Source organism: Nostoc sp. (assembly GCF_036917975.1).
Taxonomy (GTDB): Bacteria; Cyanobacteriota; Cyanobacteriia; order Cyanobacteriales; family Nostocaceae; genus Nostoc.
This window is the reverse complement of the sequence record NZ_JBALEJ010000024.1, coordinates 546328-563814: the sequence shown is the minus strand read 5'-3', so window position 1 is coordinate 563814 and position 17487 is coordinate 546328. Positions and strand designations below refer to the sequence as shown.

General features: G+C 39.0%; 12 protein-coding genes. 5 read left to right on the top strand and 7 right to left on the bottom strand.

What is annotated here, in order from left to right:
- Nucleotides 1-152 precede the first annotated feature (152 nt).
- A complete protein-coding gene (hemE, locus tag V7K76_RS10850) occupies nucleotides 153-1214 on the bottom strand; it encodes a uroporphyrinogen decarboxylase (RefSeq protein ID WP_335029769.1) in 1062 nt (353 codons plus the stop codon).
- 367 nt (nucleotides 1215-1581) lie between these two features.
- Nucleotides 1582-2265: an Npun_F0296 family exosortase-dependent surface protein gene (locus V7K76_RS10845; protein WP_334777514.1), complete on the bottom strand. Its 684-nt coding sequence runs from the start codon at nucleotides 2263-2265 to the stop codon at nucleotides 1582-1584.
- An 812-nt stretch (nucleotides 2266-3077) separates the two neighbouring features.
- Here V7K76_RS10845 and V7K76_RS10840 point away from each other — a divergent pair.
- Nucleotides 3078-3815, top strand: a complete 738-nt coding sequence (locus V7K76_RS10840; RefSeq protein ID WP_334777513.1) for a hypothetical protein — start codon at nucleotides 3078-3080, stop codon at nucleotides 3813-3815.
- Nucleotides 3816-3848: 33 nt separating this feature from the next.
- Complete coding sequence (locus tag V7K76_RS10835; RefSeq protein ID WP_334777512.1) at nucleotides 3849-4472, top strand: hypothetical protein; 624 nt, start codon at nucleotides 3849-3851, stop codon at nucleotides 4470-4472.
- 194 nt (nucleotides 4473-4666) lie between these two features.
- Here the strand turns inward: V7K76_RS10835 and V7K76_RS10830 are convergent, their stop codons facing one another.
- The 3 genes from V7K76_RS10830 to V7K76_RS10820 all read right to left on the bottom strand — a co-directional run bounded on the left by V7K76_RS10830 (nucleotide 4667) and on the right by V7K76_RS10820 (nucleotide 8076).
- On the bottom strand, nucleotides 4667-5986 hold the full coding sequence (locus V7K76_RS10830) for an ABC transporter substrate-binding protein (protein ID WP_334777511.1): 1320 nt from the start codon (nucleotides 5984-5986) through the stop codon (nucleotides 4667-4669).
- A gap of 43 nt (nucleotides 5987-6029) precedes the next feature.
- Nucleotides 6030-7208, bottom strand: a complete 1179-nt coding sequence (locus V7K76_RS10825) for a glycosyltransferase (protein WP_334777510.1) — start codon at nucleotides 7206-7208, stop codon at nucleotides 6030-6032.
- Between the two features lie 208 nt (nucleotides 7209-7416).
- The gene (locus tag V7K76_RS10820) at nucleotides 7417-8076 is read right to left on the bottom strand and encodes a glycosyltransferase family 2 protein (RefSeq protein WP_334777509.1); all 660 of its coding nucleotides are present in this window, start codon (nucleotides 8074-8076) and stop codon (nucleotides 7417-7419) included.
- 843 nt (nucleotides 8077-8919) lie between these two features.
- Here V7K76_RS10820 and V7K76_RS10815 point away from each other — a divergent pair.
- Nucleotides 8920-11505: a GAF domain-containing protein gene (locus V7K76_RS10815; RefSeq protein ID WP_334777508.1), complete on the top strand. Its 2586-nt coding sequence runs from the start codon at nucleotides 8920-8922 to the stop codon at nucleotides 11503-11505.
- A gap of 29 nt (nucleotides 11506-11534) precedes the next feature.
- Here the strand turns inward: V7K76_RS10815 and V7K76_RS10810 are convergent, their stop codons facing one another.
- Nucleotides 11535-13328, bottom strand: coding sequence for an alkaline phosphatase family protein (locus V7K76_RS10810; protein ID WP_334777507.1), 1794 nt, complete (start codon nucleotides 13326-13328; stop codon nucleotides 11535-11537).
- Nucleotides 13329-13750: 422 nt separating this feature from the next.
- Between V7K76_RS10810 and V7K76_RS10805 the strand changes: the two genes are divergently transcribed.
- Entirely contained in the window at nucleotides 13751-14242 is a 492-nt protein-coding gene (locus V7K76_RS10805) for a hypothetical protein (protein ID WP_334777506.1), read from the top strand.
- A gap of 1519 nt (nucleotides 14243-15761) precedes the next feature.
- On the top strand, nucleotides 15762-16865 hold the full coding sequence (locus V7K76_RS10800; protein WP_334777505.1) for a response regulator: 1104 nt from the start codon (nucleotides 15762-15764) through the stop codon (nucleotides 16863-16865).
- A 203-nt stretch (nucleotides 16866-17068) separates the two neighbouring features.
- Here V7K76_RS10800 and V7K76_RS10795 read toward each other — a convergent pair whose 3' ends face one another.
- Nucleotides 17069-17305 carry a hypothetical protein gene (locus V7K76_RS10795; protein WP_334777504.1) on the bottom strand — a complete coding sequence of 79 codons (237 nt, stop codon included), beginning with the start codon at nucleotides 17303-17305 and terminating at the stop codon, nucleotides 17069-17071.
- Between the last annotated feature and the right edge of the window lie 182 nt (nucleotides 17306-17487).

The following is a 17487-nucleotide window of genomic DNA, read 5'->3' as shown; positions in this document are numbered from 1 at the left end:
TCAAAATTTAGGAGTTAAAACTAAAGAGTAAAGAATAAAGTTAAAAGTTCCAAATCAGGAGCTACTCTGGAAATTTTAGATTTTGAATTTTGGATTTTGGATTTAAGTAAAAATCTAAAATCTAAAATCTAAAATCTAAAATTGTATGACTCCTAATTCTTAACTCCTGCAAGATTAAGTTCCTTTGCGGTTTCAAAGAAGAAAGCGACATTTTCTTCGGGAGTTTCTGGTAAGACACCATGACCGAGATTGAGAATATGACCCCAATTACCAGCTTTGCGAACGGTATCAAGGATGCGATCGCGGATAAACTGTTTAGAGCCGAATAGCACGCCTGGGTCAAGATTTCCTTGAACTTTAACTTGCTTACCCAATCTGGCCCGTGCATCTGCCATATCCACAGCCCAGTCTACACTGACAATATCAGCGCCAGATTGTGCCATTCTTTCTAACACACCCGCACTACCGCTAACTAGCAAAATCAAAGGTGTGTCGGGATGGGTTTGCTTAACTTGCTGGAAAACTCTCTGCTGATAGGGGAGAGCAAAGGTATCATAATCTTGAGGGCTTAATTGACCAGCCCAAGAATCGAACATTTGCACAACTTGAGCGCCAGAGTCAATTTGGTAGCGGGCATAGATGGCGATCGCATCTGCTAATTTAGCTAACAATTGATGCAATATCGTCGGATCAGAGAATGCCAGATTTTTGACGATGGAGTAGGTTTTAGAACCTTTTCCCTCAACTGCATAAGCTGCTAACGTCCACGGCGCACCCACAAAGCCCAACACCGTTGACTTATCGCCTACTTCCGAACGCAGCGCTTGCAAAATCGTTTTGATGAATGGTAGTGCTGCTTCTGGTTCTAAGGGATGCAAATTATCAATTTGTTCTTGAGTGCGGAGGGGTGAATGAATGATTGGCCCTTTACCTTCCGCAATATCCATGTCAATGCCCAAACCAGGTAATGGGGTGACAATATCAGAAAATAAAATTACTCCATCTGGTCCAAAAGCTCTCCACGGTTGCAAGGAAACTTCAATTGCTACTTCTGGAATTTCCGAGCGATCGCGAAATGAAGGATACTTATCTCTTAAGTCTCGATATGCTTTCATATATCGTCCCGCTTGTCGCATCATCCATACAGGGGGACGATCTACTACTTCACCACGAGCAGCCCGTAAGAGATGAGGAGTCGTTGAATAAACACCCATTTATTACTTCATCCTATTTATGCCACTGTTTAGCTTATCATTCTGGGATTACGCTTTTCCAGCAGGTTTTCAGGAAAAGGTGAATAGCAGGGCATAATAGTAATATTTTATAATATTTTGATTATTTGGAATATAAGCGCTCGGTTGGCTTAACTACAGTATTAATGCCAGCAAGCGCTAGAATTTATTGTTTTTTTATTGTTTTTTTGGCTTATTCCATAAAATTATTGCTTTGAGTCCTACGTAGAAATACAACTTTCACCTCTGCATCAAGGGAACGTTTGAGGAAAACTGCATAACAAAATGTGTCTCTATGCCAGGCAGAGAGACACATCCTTAAGGTTTTTCAACAGGGATCTCGATAAATTTATCCTTTCACTGCCACTTTCTGTTGTGAGCGTTTGAAGAGTGACATCATACCACAAGCACCTATTGCTAACACACCTAACATCGCATTAGATTCAGGAACGCTGGCTAGTCTATAGGCGTGATTATCTGTTTCAAAGGCAACACCATCTGAGCGCAGCACAACTCGGTTAAATGTTTCTCCTGTATCAGCTACAAGATTGATAAAGAGATTAGATTGAAGGCTAGTCTGGTTACCATCTGCTGTAGCAGTTGGTACATCTGCACCACTAAAAGTCTTTAACAACTGATTCCCATTGTAAATGTCAATATAGTTGTAACTATCCAATGAACCTGCATAAAAACCGTAGTAATTAACAGCTTGTTTGAAGTCAATATTGACAAAACCAGTGTCGCCTGCAACATTACTACCTACTGGGGCAATTGTTAGAAATTTGGTGTTATCCCCATAAGGTGAGGCGTATTGACCAGATACGCTACCTTGAACAATGTTACTAGTAATATTAGAATAAGTAACAAATCCATTAGGATCATTTGCTGTGCCATCGTCAAAGGTGACAGTTTTGGCATCTGTGTAGCTCGAAAACTGACCACTGTTGACTTGTAGAGTGACAGCGCTTGCTGGGTTCGCAGCCATAACCACAGCAGTCATTCCGAGTAAAGCCAAAGAGATTTTTTGCAACATTCTAGTAATAAACCTTGAAGAACACAAAGATAATTAAGACTGAACTTTTTTTGAAACCTAGCTATGAAAAACTGGTTTCCTTACTCCAACAAATTAGAAGAAAATCACAAAGATATTAGGTCTTTATATATGACTCTTGTTGGGTAAGACAAGCTCGAAGATGTAAGTTTATCTTGATGCTTTGTAATCCTATTTTGATTTTTATAACTCGCAAAAGATACGGTATATATACTAAAATATCTTTAAAGATTAAGTGAAGGTTCTTGTGCAGTTATAGCTGAGAGGACAAACGTATATAAAAAGAGTAATGAGTAATGAGTAATACCCATTACTTATTACTCATTACTCATTACTTCAAAATCAAGACAGACACAACGGGAAGAGGGGTTTTTACCTACCTTCAGATACAAGGACTGTTTCGCGCCACTTGCGGGCGAGGTTTTGAACCTTCACTTTTTCGATAAATGACTCTTGCTCACCAGCAAGGTTAAGAACCAAAAAAATCACCATTTCTGGTTTGGTTTAGTTTCCAAGACTCAAAGCCATATCTAAGATGAGCTAACTCGAAATCTTTAGCAATAAGCATGGCTTAATGAGATTAGTTAAGACTCTATTGAGAATAAACTGTGATTATTGACATAATATGCTCATCTTAGGCAAGTAGGGAGTGAAGAATAGGGACTGGTGATTGAGAAATAGGGTAAAACAAGAATCAATATTGAACTGAGGGTTGGGAATTGGGAATTGGTTAATAATCAATAGCTCTTCTTCCCTTACTCCCTCATCCCCATTCCCTACTCCCCTAACTCCCTATGCAAACTGACTCTAACAGTCCCGACCATCTTGCATCTGCTAGTAACGAGCCTAATCCAGGAAAGTATTTGATTCCGCGATCGCAGCGACAGAGGTTCTTTATTCAGTTTACCTTAATGACTCTCATTGGATGGGTTGTGGGTGGCGTTGCTAGTATCGCTTTAGAGAAAATTATTCTCCACAACCTCTCATCTAATATTGCTACCCAAGCACAAACATGGAGCATTTTGGTCAGAAGTCTCAGTAATGTTGTATTTGCCGTGATTTTCGCTGCTGACCAGAGCCTTGTTCTTTACAGATATTTACCGGGTTGGCAGTGGCTATTTGCTACTAGTATCGGTTGGCTGATTGCCAATGGCGTTTCTACAGCTTGGATTAACTATATTTCAAGAATTGCCTCATCATCTCCTGAAGATACTTTGATTTTTGGATTTTTGTCTGCGATCGCTTATATTATTTCTGGTATTTGGCTAGGAATTTGCCAATGGCTGGTATTGAGGCGATACACAGCAGACATTTGGTGGTGGAATTTTTTACCCTCAATCTCTTTCTTCTTGATTACTATTTTGGTTTGGTTGCTTTTTATTGTGCAAAATTTGATTCCAGAAACCTACCGTACTCCCATACTATATTGGAGTGGACAAGGACTGACAGCAGCGATTCTCGGAGCCATACCAGCAATTGGTTTGTGTACATTGAAAAGAAATTTACGTCCCAAACCTGGAGTTTCTTCGTGATTTTTATCCATATATTCCATAATCTTAATGTTTATGACCCGCCCGCGCATTCTCCAACCAGGTCAAAGTTATACATTTAGTAAGTATTTTGAATTACCCTATGCCCCAGCAGATATCTTGGCGGAACTGGGATGTAGTTACGAACGCACATCGCTACAACTACCACAATATTCAGGTACAATTAACTACTTAGAATTTTTGCAGCGTTACTTACAGCGCAATATCATGCGCGTAAATCCTATAAGTGAAGCTGCAAAACGTGAAGTTTTAATTGCTCCTATTTTGTTGGAAATTTGCGACCAAACGCAAACTCAACTTAACATTGAATACCCAATTAATGTTAGCGAACAACTCAGAGGAAGTTTTGATTACTATATTTCATCTTCCAATTCACTGTTAGTAGTTGAAGCCAAGCAATCCGATTTAAGCCGGGGGTTTACTCAACTTGCAATTGAATTAATCGCACTCGACCAATGGACAAATTCTCAAACACCAACTTTATATGGTGCTGTAACAAATGGAGAAGATTGGCGATTTGGGATATTTTATCCGCAAGATAAACTGGTCATGCAAGATATCAAACTTTATCGTGTTCCAGAAGGTTTGGAAGAATTAGTGCGAGTGCTTGTAGGAATTCTTACCAATGCCAGTAGCTAATTATGTACTCAAGCCACTTCACCCCAGAGGATACCACCAGTTCCCCAATGCCTAGTCTCATTTATGAAAAAAGTGAAGGTTCAAAACCTCGCCGTGAGCGAAAGAATCCCTATTTACCAAGGTAGGTAGAAACCCCACCCCAAGTATCTATCTGAATTTAATTTTGAATTTTGAATTTTGAATTTTGAATTGATTCATTTGTCATCCCAAATTAGTTCTAAACGCTCTTGTGCTATTTTGAGGGCTTTTTCAGCAGACTCTCCTAGCAATGTCGCTTCTATGGCTCGACCAAGACTGTCAGAAATACGGCTATATCCAGCAATAATCGGTTGAGAACGTGCTACAGGTAGTTGGTCAAAAAACACTTTTAACATTGGTTTTTCGGTGATAAATTGCTGATAAGCTTTGCTTTGAGCCGATGTGAGAGTAACTGGCAAAAAACCCGTCCCTATACACCATTCGGTTTGGAATTCCTCGCTCAAAACATACTCTAAAAATTTGAGTGCTGCTTGCTCTCTTGCCGGTGTGGTCTTCATCACAAATAAATTTCCGGTACCTGTGACTGTGGCAGGTCTGACACTTGCTGGTATGGGTAATACCTGATGATCGACCTCAGATTTCATAATTAAAGTCCAAGGGCCTGTTATTTGCATCGCAACACGACCCGCAATAAAAGCGTCTTCTTCATAACCTCGTTCTGGGGCAGAAAGCAATACTGAACCATCTTTCATGAGGTCTTGCCAAAATTTTAAGGCCGCGATCGCACCTGCATTTGTTAAATTGGGGCGATTATTAATTACAATCTCTCCCTCAGCACCAAGTAAAAACGGAAACCAACTAAATACAGTCCATCCTCCTTTTCCTAAAGGCAGTAACATGCCATACTGTTCGGGGCGGCGATCGCCATTACGGTCTATAGTTAATTTTTTGGCAACTTGTCTCAATTCATCCCAAGTCTTGGGTAATTCTGTGATACCCGCAGCTTCAAAAAGTTTAGGACGATAAAAAATCCCAATATTACTGGTGTGCATTGGCACTGACCAAATGTGACCATCTAACTGCATTTCTTCCAATAGATTAGGTCTAATGTCTGACTTGAGAGACGATTTGTCGAACCAATCTTCTAAAGGTCGAATTGCTCCTAATTCCACAAATTGACCTGTATATTCAGGATGGAATGCCAGCATATCTGGTGGCACATTGGCAACCACTGAGGTCAATATTTTTGGTAATTGAGGTTCACTCTCAAAGATAGATTGCACCTGAATATTAGGATGAGTCTGATTAAATTTATCTACTAGTTTTTGAAAGACATCTCGATTTGCAGGAGGATTAATAGCGTGCCATAGTGTCAGATGAATTACCCCATCTTCCTTTTGTCTTATCCCCTGACAACTAGATAAAAATATCAGACACAAACTTAGAATGATTCCTAAAATAAAAAACTGCCGAGCCGAATTTATCAACAAATACCAAAAATCTCTAATCTTGGGAGCTAAAAAATTAGTATTCATACAAAGTATTTAGACATAAATATTAGGTCAAATAGCATATTATTCAATTTATACTCACTTTTGAAATAACTTGCTCTATCAAAACTTCTAACCTTTCAGCACAGCTAGCCGCACTAAATAATTGTGCAATTTGCTCAGAGCGTTCAATGTTCTCCTGAGGAGTTTTTACATGGTCAATAATGGCTGCTGCTAATGCATCTACATTACTTGGTGGTATTATTGTTCCACATTTAAGTACTTCAGAAATCTCACGTGGGCCAACTGGGCAATCAGTGGCAATAAATGTTACCCCACTAGCTACAGCTTCTACAAGAACCAGTGGTAAGCCTTCAAAATGGGAAGCAAGTATAACTGCTCTAGACAGTGAGAAATAAGCTCTAGGATTGAGAACAGAACCGGCAAATAGCACAATTTCATCAATATCTAAAAACTTTGCTAGAGCTTGTATCTCTGTCTCTAAATCACCTTCCCCTAATAAAATTAGCCGAATATTTAAGTGATTTTCACTAACTTTAGCAAATGCTTTGAGTAAGGTTTTATGGTCTTTTTGATGGTGAAATCTAGAAGCACATACAAAGGTGATCAACTGCGAATTGTTAAACCAAGATTTGGCTGTAGGATGAAGAGGTTGGTTACTAATCTCATCTATAGCTGGATTATAGGATATCACAATTCGATGATGCTTTAACCCAATATTTGCCAATCTTTGATAGAGAGAATTGCAAACAAATATTAATCCACTAGCTTGCTGAAGCGCAAGCATATCGATTCTGCTAGCAAGACTGATAAATAAGTTTTGAATCAATGCGCTAATGGAGTTTGTTTTACATTTAACCTGTGATTCAGAAATATAATCGCTGTGAATATAGCTAATGTAGGGAACAGAGAAACTACCAGGAATGAATTTAGATAGATAAAATAGTTTAGTAATAAATGCACTATGACAAACAATAATATCCGGTTTTTGTTCAGCAATCACCCCGCTTAATTTTATTGCTACCCATATTTGGTGTATCATTCCCCCAATAATAAATAGAGTACCTGCAACTTTCATCACAATCACAGTTTTGGCTGCTTTAAAAGATACTATCCATCGTGACTCTAAAACAGTAAGCACCACAGTAGAAACTTCGTAGCCAGCTTTCGACTGAGAAGAAATTAGCGAATCAGCAACTTTTGGCGCTCCACCAATGTTATTCAAAACTATATGACAAATATGCATAGTTGCAGGTAGCGTTATACTGAGTGGATAGAGTCGAAGAAGAATTCAGTAGCGGAGCCGGAGACGTTTCCGTTAGCTCCAGTCAGAATCAAGATGCGACTCGAAAATACTCGCTATCCGCTAGTCGTACAGAATTCATTCTGACTCCTGAATTCTGACTCCTGACTCCTGACTCCTGAATTCTGTCCAATAAACCGAATTCAAGTTTTTAGGTTAATGAGCGCTGTTCCAAAACATCCTTGGTAATGCTCGTTTCTGCTCTTGTATAAACGTAGGTTTGCGGTTCTGTAACTTTTTGAGTTTTGAAAATTTTTTCTGCTCGTTTCCAAAAGTCTGTATCTTCTCCATAGGGAATATTATTAAATCCTTGCAATTCAAAAAATACTCGCCTCTTTCCAAAAAATGTCGGGCCTAAAACACATTCGCGTAAATTAATTATTTTACCTGGTTGAAAATAATCAGCGACAAAAATCTCTTCTTCAGAAAAAAATCCTCCTTCTATCAAGTCAATTTCTGGATTAGCCTGCATGTATTTAAGTCGCGACTCCAGATGATTTGGTCTATATGTATCATCGCTGTCAATAAAGGTGATGTATTTGCCAAAGGATGCTTGAACTCCGGCATTTTTAGAGTACCCTAATTTTTTATTTTGGTGTTTTAAATAACGTATATTATTAATTTTTTGCACATAGGGATTGACAATTTCAAAAGTATTATCTTTACTACCATCATCAACTACCAACAGTTCCCAATCTTTAAAAGTTTGCTCAAGGACACTATTGATGCAGGTATTCAAATATTTTTCTCGGTTGTAGGTACAAAGTATAACTGAAATTTCGGGACTGAAGTCAAAGACAATAGGACTCATAAGAGTTTAGATGTTCAATTTGTAACTAATTGAAAATTGTTCACACTAACAACACAGCATCACAACCAAATAATGATGCTATTTGTGATTTATTCACTAAGAGATAGCTACACCCGCCATTCGCGGAGCGTCTAGTAGAGAAGGCATCGCACAATACTTGCTGTACAGTAAAGGTAAGTAAATTTTACCGTGATCTACACTATACTGCCCATTGGTGTCAACTTAAGCTAAAACCCTTTTCAAATCTCGTTTCCAGCCGGAGGCTGGAAATGCTGCTCCTGGCGCATTGGTGTCAACTTAACGTGAAACTTAGTTCTAGACTTGCTTTTAGATTGCCTCGTTCCCAGTCTCCGACTGGGAATGCTCGTCGTTGGGGCTGCCGCCTCTCTTACTGGCCGCAGAGCCGCTAGGAGCATTGGTGTACCCCTACCGTGTGGTCTATTTATATCTGCGATCGCAGTTGAGTTAGACCTAATCTAATATCAGTAAAATTACTTATAATTTTCAAGAAAATAGATCATGTCCTACAGACACGGTAATGTTAATTTGTCTGCCTCTACAACGTAATTACAAGGCCAGACTAACAATCGATCACTTGTCAAAAACATTGTTTTCTCGTTTAAATGAGGGGTCTGACCCTCTATTTATCATGAGTAGGAACGGGTTTTGGTCAAATCATCCTTATTAGTAATCAACTTCTGCCTAACTTCACAGGATGACGCTGGCTGAACAAGCGATTAAACTATGGATAATGTCGAGGAACTGTTGCTTTTAACACCACTTACATAAATTTAATCTCATTGTTAAATCTAAAATCTCATCCTGCTATATAAAATACCAGTTATGTCAGCGTATCAAGGAAGTTATGGGGAGACCACTAATGTGATTATTGGTGTTCACAACCAAGAAAACCTCGAATTACAAGCGAATTCTGCTCCTGTGGGTGCTCTTGCCACAAGACAAGGAACTTTTTCTACGTTTCTTGCTCCCCTGACTCAGGATACCTTTAAACAAGTAGTTAAGGATGTCGAGCAAAAATTACAGATTGTCCATCAAACCCTGTCAATGCTGGATTCTCATGGGTTTGAAACCATTCTGCAAGAAATGTTGCATTCGATTACCTTAAAAACTGGGGAATTACTGGGTGCGGATCGGACGACGATATTTTTATTGGATGAAGAAAAACAAGAACTCTGGTCAATTTTAGCTGAAGGTGAGGGTGGTCGCTCTTTAGAAATTCGCATCCCCGCAAATAAAGGCATTGGTGGTGAAGTTGCCACTTTTAAAGAAGTTATCAATATTCCCTTTGATTTTTATAACGATCCGCGATCGCATTTTGCCCAAGAACAAGAAAAAAGAACTGGCTATCGCACCTACACCATGCTCGCTTTGCCACTCTTAAATGAACATGGGCAATTAGTCGCAGTAGTACAATTACTGAATAAATTAAAATCTGGAAATAACCACGATGCTGCACTTGCAGAGCGAATTGATACCAGAGGTTTTAGCTGTGCTGACGAACAATTATTTCAAGAATTTGCCCCTTCAATTCGCCTGATTTTAGAGTCCTCGCGCTCTTTTTATGTAGCTACCCAAAAACAAAGAGCTGTGGCGGCGCTGATGAAGGCAATTAAGTCCCTCTCTCAAAGCAGTCTTGACTTAGAAGACACGCTGAAACGAGTGATGGATGAAGCCAAGGAACTGATGAATGCCGATCGCAGTACACTATGGTTAATAGACCGCGATCGGCATGAATTGTGGACGAAAATCACTCAGGATGATGGTTCAACGAAAGAGTTGCGAGTCCCCGTAGGTAAAGGCTTTGCTGGGATCGTCGCGGTTTCTGGTAAAAAGCTGAATATTGGCTTTGATTTGTACTATGATCCTGACTCAGAGACAGCCCAACAACTAGACCAGCAAAATGGCTATCGCACCTGTAGCTTACTTTGTATGCCAGTGTTTAATGCCGATCAACAACTGATTGGCGTTACCCAACTCGTAAATAAAAAGAAAAATGGTGATTTTCCCCCTTATAATCCAGCTGATTGGCCGAAAGCTCCCGACTGCTTCCAAGCTAGCTTTGACCGCAACGATGAAGAATTCATGGAAGCTTTTAATATTCAAGCGGGAGTAGCGCTGCAAAATGCCCAGTTGTTTGCCACAGTCAAGCAACAAGAACAAATGCAACGGGATATTCTGCGTAGTCTTTCTAATGGAGTAGTTTCCACTGATAAAACTGGGTTAATTATCGCCGCCAACGAAAGCGCCCAACGTTTGCTAGGGCTGGGAATAAATGACCGTTTAGAAGGTAAATTAGTTAATGATGTTATTGGCATCAAAGAAGGTGACTTTAGCAAGTGGTATCAGGATGCTTTACATGCAGTTGACTTAAAGGGTCGTCAGCAATATTACCCCGATCGCACACTCATAACCACTGGTACAGAACAGCATAGTATTAATTTGTCGATTAACACCATTGCCGATGCTAGCGACCAAGAGCAAGTCCGGGGGGCGCTGGTGGTGATGGAAGATATCAGTGATGAAAAGCGGCTCAAGAGTACGATGTACCGCTACATGACCCAGGAATTAGCCGAAGAATTGCTGAAATTAGATGATGCTAAACTAGGAGGCGATCGCAAAGAAGTTTCGATATTATTTTCGGATATTCGCGGCTACACCACTTTGACAGAAAACTTAGAAGCAGAAGAAGTGGTGAGTATGCTCAATGAATATTTTGAATCAATGGTGGAGGCAGTCTTTAAACATAAAGGTACCCTCGACAAATATATCGGCGACGCGATCATGGCTGTTTTTGGTTCTCCTCTACCATTAGAAGAACACGCTTGGATGGCAGTGCAAACATCCTTAGAAATGCGCCATCGCCTGCACGAATTTAATCAACGTCGCCATACAGATGATAAGCCCAAAATTAAAATTGGCATTGGCATCAACTCTGATACCGTGATTAGTGGAAATATCGGCTCTAGTAAGCGGATGGAATTTACCGCTATCGGTGATGGCGTTAATCTTGGCTCCCGCTTAGAAAGTGTTAGTAAACAGTATGGTTGCGATATTATTATTAGCCATAACACTTTTCAACCATGCCAAGATCAAATTTGGGCTAGAGAACTAGATTACATTCGTGTTAAAGGTAGAAATGAACCAGTAGCCATATATGAATTATTGGGTTTGCGTTCCAATCAAATTGAAAGCGAAAAATTGCAAGTAATTGAGCATTATCATAAAGGACGTGAGTATTACCTCAAGCGGCAGTTTTCTCGTGCCAGAGCAGAGTTTGCTAATGTTTTGGCAGCAGACAGCCAAGATAAAGCTGCTATGCTGCATCTGTTGCGTTGTCAGCATTGGTTACAATCACCCCCAACAGAATCAGATTGGGATGAAGGAGTCTGGACATTTCAGGAAAAATAAGCAATTGTTCTAAAAGAAAATATGTCGTATTATTTTGCTAAACCGAGTGTACGACCAGGAAAACCAGCAACATCAAAATATCGAGTTGAACCAACAGTTTGATACTTCAAGATCGTTTTTAATCCATTAGTAGCTGGTTGAGATGTCAGAGTATGAGATTTAAAAGAAACTTTTTTTGCTCCTTTGGTCAAGGCTTCATGTAAAACACGACCTATAAGTTTTCCTTGATGTGGAATCTTCAAATTTAAAGTCTCAGCCAAGGTAATAGCCACATCAGCATTACTCACTGGTACTCGGTCTACAAAAGCTTTCTGAAAGTCAGGGCCGATCGCAGCCATATTATTGTAAGTATCAGCACGGCTAAAAGAGCCATGCATACCTTGTCCTTGCTGCAAAGAAGAGTCTGCAACCTCGACACCACAAGCGGTTGGTTCGCCACAGCCAGTATCAAATGTCCTAAAGTTTACTGCGATCGCTGGACTCGGAAGATGAGATTTACCACGAAGCCCGATCGCACTTAAGGGTAAAGTTCCTGGAATCGAACCTAATGCATCATCTACAAATAAACCGCTAACATAATCTTCTTTTAAGAGGATATCTACAATTTGTTTCGCAAGTGTTTTGCGATTTGCAGGATTAGGCAAATAAATCAAATCTGAACCACCGTTAGCAGCCACTAACACATCAGGTTTATTTGGTTCTTTACCAATTAACCCATTTTTAGAAAGCTGTCCCTGAGTTGGATCAACAGCAGCATTTTGCTTATCTGGATCAAATAAAGGCAATTTTAAACCATGAGCAATATCAATAGCGAGAAAACCAGGCGGCAAAAATCCTTTGGGAACATCTGAATAATTAAGTGTTGTTGAATAGCTGGTTTTGCTCTCCTTGCTGATGGTAGAAAAGCCGTGATCGGCTGTCACAAAAATATTTGTAGAAGCTTCTAAATTTAGCTGTTTGAGAACAGCACGAATTTGGGCGAGATTATTATCAACATTTTGACGAGCAGCGAGTGAAGTGGGGCCATTAATCCCTGGAATGAGAGTGTTTAGACTATCACCTTGATTATGCTGAGTTCCATCGGGATCACGTGACCAATAAATTAAAACAAAAGGTTTTTGCCGTTGCTTAAACAGAGGTAATAATACTTTTGTTGTGACATCAGCAAAGTATTGTTGTTGAAATATATTAGCTACTTTTGTTCCTGATACTGTGCTGTTGCCAGATTTCCCATTATCTCCTCGCGCTGGAGATTTTAAAGCAATGTCGTTTTTGGTTAACAGTTCAGTTATTTCAGAACTCAGAGGAATTCCCGTTTGAGAACCAGTGGCATCATCAATTATGATTGTAGGCTTACCAGTTCGTTGAGTTACATCTTGAATTAAGACTGGCCCAATCTTCCCCACCGCAGCGGTACTAAATCCGGCTTTACGTGCGGCATCTAATAGGCTTTCTTCGTTTAGGTAATTACCATCAAAGTGTTGGTTAAGCTCTCCCAAAACAGCGTCATTTTCTAAGAAAGGAACAGGGCTATCACTAGCATTTTTGACAGGAAAGCCGACATTAATTGTATTGCTGAAATCGCCAGTGTCACCGAGATAATGTCCAGTAGCGATCGCAGAAGCATTAGCTGAAGTAAATGTCGGAAACAGCGAATGGCTATTGACAAAATTCACGCCCTGCTGGCGAATTTCATGAAGATTAGGAGTTTCCTGAGCATTAACTTTACTAGGTCGCAATCCATCGGTAATAAAAATTATCACATTGTGTTGAGGTTTTGTATTCGCAAATCCTGAGACTGCCAACACTGTAACTAGTGTCATAGTGGCTAGTATCAGAAAAGTTTTATATATCTTAGGTAAAACAATCTGCATACATCTCCAAATGTAGATATTTCAGGCTCTTTGGGTCTTTTGTATTTAATTGAATCATGGATCAAGCTTGATTGCGTGTTAACTATAATACAATTTTTTTATACTAGAATATATTTAAGTGCGATCGCAGGTATTGTAAACAATTAAACCCGGTTATTCATCCGCCAGTCGTACAGAATTCATGCTGAATTCTGACGACTGACGCATGTATTCTGTTCGATAAAATCTTAATATTTCTCAACTAAGTTTAAAAAATCTTGGGATTGAGTTCATAATTAAGTAGCGATCGCTTTGTAAAGGTTAGTTGATATTTCTTGTCAAACTGCTAGTAAAGTTAGAAACTAAAGAAATACAACACACGCAATTATTTTATGACTGCTATTTCTAATCTTGAATTCAAACGACCAATTTGGCAAACCGCAATCATATTAACTTTGGGCTTTTGGCTAAGTGCAAGTCTAGTTTTAGACTGGGTAATTATGCCTAGCCTTTATCTTTCTGGAATGATGAGCCAAGCTGGTTTTACGACAGCAGGCTATACGATTTTTTGGAACTTCAATCGGATGGAGTTATTATCTGCTGCGATCGTATTGACTGGGGCACTAGCTTTAGGAAAAACTCAATATCACTGGCGTATTGGTAGTATTGTTTTATCTGGGCTGTTGCTAACTATAGCTATGCTTGACACCTATTTCTTAACTCCGCAGATGTGCGCCATAGGAGTTCAACTCAACCTATTTGAAGTTGCTGCTGCTATTCCATCGACAATGAATTTACTACACGGTGGTTATTGGCTACTGGAAGTAGTTAAGCTGGTGGCATGTGGCACGCTTTTAACCTGGTGCTGGCGGGAGCAAGTTTAAGTCGATGGAGAAATATAACAGTGAGAATGTCTAATTATAAATCTCACGCCAAAGACGCAAATCATTTATTTGCGTCTTTTTGCTACATATATTATGGGCTATGCATACAATTTTATATTTATATTTGTAACTTTTAAAACTTGAGATTTTTCGGTTAAATTGCTACTGTAAAATGATTCACTCATTTATATAGCAATTCTCGTTTGTATGCAATACATTTTGACCTCTCTCCAAACCTCTCTCCTAAAAGGAGAGAGGCTTTGAATCTTACTCCCCTTTCCCTTGAAGGGAAGGGGCTGGGGGTTAGGTCTGTATTCCATGCAATTGAGAACCGCTATAAGTGTAATTAAATAAGCATCTATAATTATCTTTTACTGTACATTTTCAGCCTTCCCGGACATCTGAACAAATAAATATTTATGACAATTTTCTGGAAGATACTATTAATTAGTTTTCATGTTTACTTTACTGATTTATCATGAAGTTTATATATTTCTGCTAACTTTTTTTGAAAATTATAGTAACCTGAATTTTAGTGAGTACTTTGCTTGTTATCTACCATCTAGTTGAAAACAGCTATTTTGCAGGTATTTACTACCAATGAAGAATTTCGCTGTAAATTCTTGAATTTGTCACTCTAAATTGTGCAGGTGACTATTTAGCCCCAGTCCCACACAATATTAGAATCCGTTTGCAGTACTTATGAAGAGATTCCCTTCTACTGATTTGTCTGCCTGTGCATCTCACTACACACCATCATGGCGACAATTATCAGCAAACTCATCCTTGTCCGGAGGTTTACCATTCTTGTTGTGCGATAATTTTGCCCAATCCCAACATTAAGAGTTGCTCTCCAATCACCAACCTAAGTAAGACATTGAGTTTTTTGAATGCTTAGTTTTTAATCATACTTTTTCTCTGGAAGGAGTTTCCCTCAAGAATAAACTTCTTAAAAAAGTACCCGACCACTTTCGTCATGGCTGCAAAAACATAGTTCATCAGTGCGGATTTAATGCCTAAAAGCTTTGGTTTAGTACCATTTACGTCTATATGACACTAGATTTTGGTCGCTTCCGATTTTAGCATTGGGAGCAAAAAAATTTTGCAAGAGAACTAAAGCATCTGTAATTTTAGGCTGCAAAATACGGATAACAATGATGCTTTTGTGACTGATGGGCGAGAGCCAATTGTCTATAGGTGGCACTTGAGTTACTGTTAGATTGGCTAGATTAGCTAAAGATACAGAAAACCAATCTAATTTTTGAAATACTATATCCTGGCAACTAGTCGGGCAATTTTGCTATTGGTCAGTAGCATGAATTGGTTTAGTTGTAACTCGCGGATTATAGCTTAACAGAGATTGGTGAATTAAGAGTTGGGGGGTGTGGAATCTCTGTACTAACTCAATTGTGACCACTATATTTATCTGATAGTGCTTCTAACAAAGTCGCAGTGAATTCCGAAAAGGTAATTCGCTAATTTTGCCTGCAAATATTAATTTTATTCCAAAGCAATTCCAATGAAGACACTTCCGATTAGTAGATACAGATTTTTCCAAAAGCTTCAGCCCCTATCGTTGTTAAAAAAAATCACTGGTAAGTCTGTTACTGGTTGTTTGCAGGTGTTTAGTACATCAGGCTCCTGGTCAATATATGTGGACGAGGGTAAACTAATTTATGCCTGCTACTCAGAGAAAATGTTTGAGCCGCTTTACAGAAATTTGCAGTGCTTGAGTCAGGAAATTTCTACTCTCCCTCACGGAATCAAAGACCAGTTGCGGGCAATATTTGAAACTGGTATTGAAAATCAGGCAATACCGAATCCAGATTATCTAGCTATTTGTTGGTTAGTCAATCAGAAATATATCAGTCCTTCTCAAGCAGCAATGCTGATAGAGCAATTGGCGCTAGAAGTTTTGGAGTCATTTCTGAACTTAGAAGAGGGGAGTTATGAATTTATTCCTGAAAGTTTTCTGGATGATATGCCAAAGTTTTGTCATCTAAATCTCCGCTTACTAGTTGAACAATGTCTAACACCCCAAAGCTTTGACCAAGACTCTCGTAGAGAAGTAGCTTATCGTCAAACATCACCAAATTCTCAATCGCACCCCTCACAATTTTTCCAAATAAATCAGCTACAATCTAAAGCCAAAACTACACCAAAATTACCTGAAATAAACAGCTATAAACCAGCAGCCTACTCTATTAGGAGTAATGAATATAGGGGTCAGCAAATGATTCAACCGCCTGCTGACAAAAAAATCTACACAATCTTTTGTATTGATGACAATCCTACTGTCATGAATGTTATTAAAAGTTATTTAGATGAGCAAACATTTTCTGTTATGGGAGTTACCGATTCTTTAAAAGCTTTAATGCAGATTGTCCGTATAAAACCCGACATAATTTTGTTGGATATTTCGATGCCTAATTTAGATGGATATGAACTCTGTTCTTTACTGCGTAAACACTCACATTTTAAGAATACACCTGTGATTATGGTGTCAGACAAAGTAGGATTTATAGATAGAGCTAAAGCTAAGATGGTTAGAGCATCAGGGTATTTAACTAAGCCTTTTACACAAGGAGATTTACTAAAAGTAATTTTTCAACATATTGTTTAATTTCTTAATATAAAAAAATAACTTTACTTAAGCGACTTATTATTTGGAAGATTTAAGCTTGAGCAAGCTATTTCATATTTAAACTGCATATATTAGGCAGGCAAAATGCCCACCCCACAAGAGTTATGTTTAATTAGATTATCCAAATTAGATATTTTTTAGCTTATTACCTAAATTGCTACCATTTTATTTATAGAAGATTGTCAGAGCGAATTTAAATTAATTGGAGGTAGAGGTAAGGAGTCGCTAGTGTTTTTATTGTTTGCGTCCCCCCATCTCCGCGTCCCTTTGTCCTCGATTTCCTCTGTTTGCAATACCTGCTGATAGAGACTCAACAATCGTCCGGCTTGTTGTTGGTTGAAAAGTAAGCGATCGCGAATAGTGCGGAGGTGTTTGGGTTCATCTTGTGATTCCCAGTTTTGGATAATGTGCGATCGCACCAATTCTTCTACCCAATACGCCTCAGTTTTTGGCGATAAAACAATTTTCCGATCTGATGATTTTTATCTTTATACCTTTATACTCCCAGCCCCCAGTCCCCAATCCCCAATCCCCAGTCCCCAGTCCCTTTTTCAAGCAATCGTGTTGTCAGCTACAGTTATATTCCAGGAAAGTAGGCAAC

What these genes read in the sequence shown, in the direction of transcription:
- hemE (WP_335029769.1), bottom strand. Translation starts at nt 1,214, where the DNA reads ATGGGTGTTTATTCAACGACTCCTCATCTCTTACGGGCTGCTCGTGGT.
- V7K76_RS10845 (WP_334777514.1), bottom strand. Translation starts at nt 2,265, where the DNA reads ATGTTGCAAAAAATCTCTTTGGCTTTACTCGGAATGACTGCTGTGGTT.
- V7K76_RS10840 (WP_334777513.1), top strand. Translation starts at nt 3,078, where the DNA reads ATGCAAACTGACTCTAACAGTCCCGACCATCTTGCATCTGCTAGTAAC.
- V7K76_RS10835 (WP_334777512.1), top strand. Translation starts at nt 3,849, where the DNA reads ATGACCCGCCCGCGCATTCTCCAACCAGGTCAAAGTTATACATTTAGT.
- V7K76_RS10830 (WP_334777511.1), bottom strand. Translation starts at nt 5,986, where the DNA reads ATGAATACTAATTTTTTAGCTCCCAAGATTAGAGATTTTTGGTATTTG.
- V7K76_RS10825 (WP_334777510.1), bottom strand. Translation starts at nt 7,208, where the DNA reads ATGCATATTTGTCATATAGTTTTGAATAACATTGGTGGAGCGCCAAAA.
- V7K76_RS10820 (WP_334777509.1), bottom strand. Translation starts at nt 8,076, where the DNA reads ATGAGTCCTATTGTCTTTGACTTCAGTCCCGAAATTTCAGTTATACTT.
- V7K76_RS10815 (WP_334777508.1), top strand. Translation starts at nt 8,920, where the DNA reads ATGTCAGCGTATCAAGGAAGTTATGGGGAGACCACTAATGTGATTATT.
- V7K76_RS10810 (WP_334777507.1), bottom strand. Translation starts at nt 13,328, where the DNA reads ATGACACTAGTTACAGTGTTGGCAGTCTCAGGATTTGCGAATACAAAA.
- V7K76_RS10805 (WP_334777506.1), top strand. Translation starts at nt 13,751, where the DNA reads ATGACTGCTATTTCTAATCTTGAATTCAAACGACCAATTTGGCAAACC.
- V7K76_RS10800 (WP_334777505.1), top strand. Translation starts at nt 15,762, where the DNA reads ATGAAGACACTTCCGATTAGTAGATACAGATTTTTCCAAAAGCTTCAG.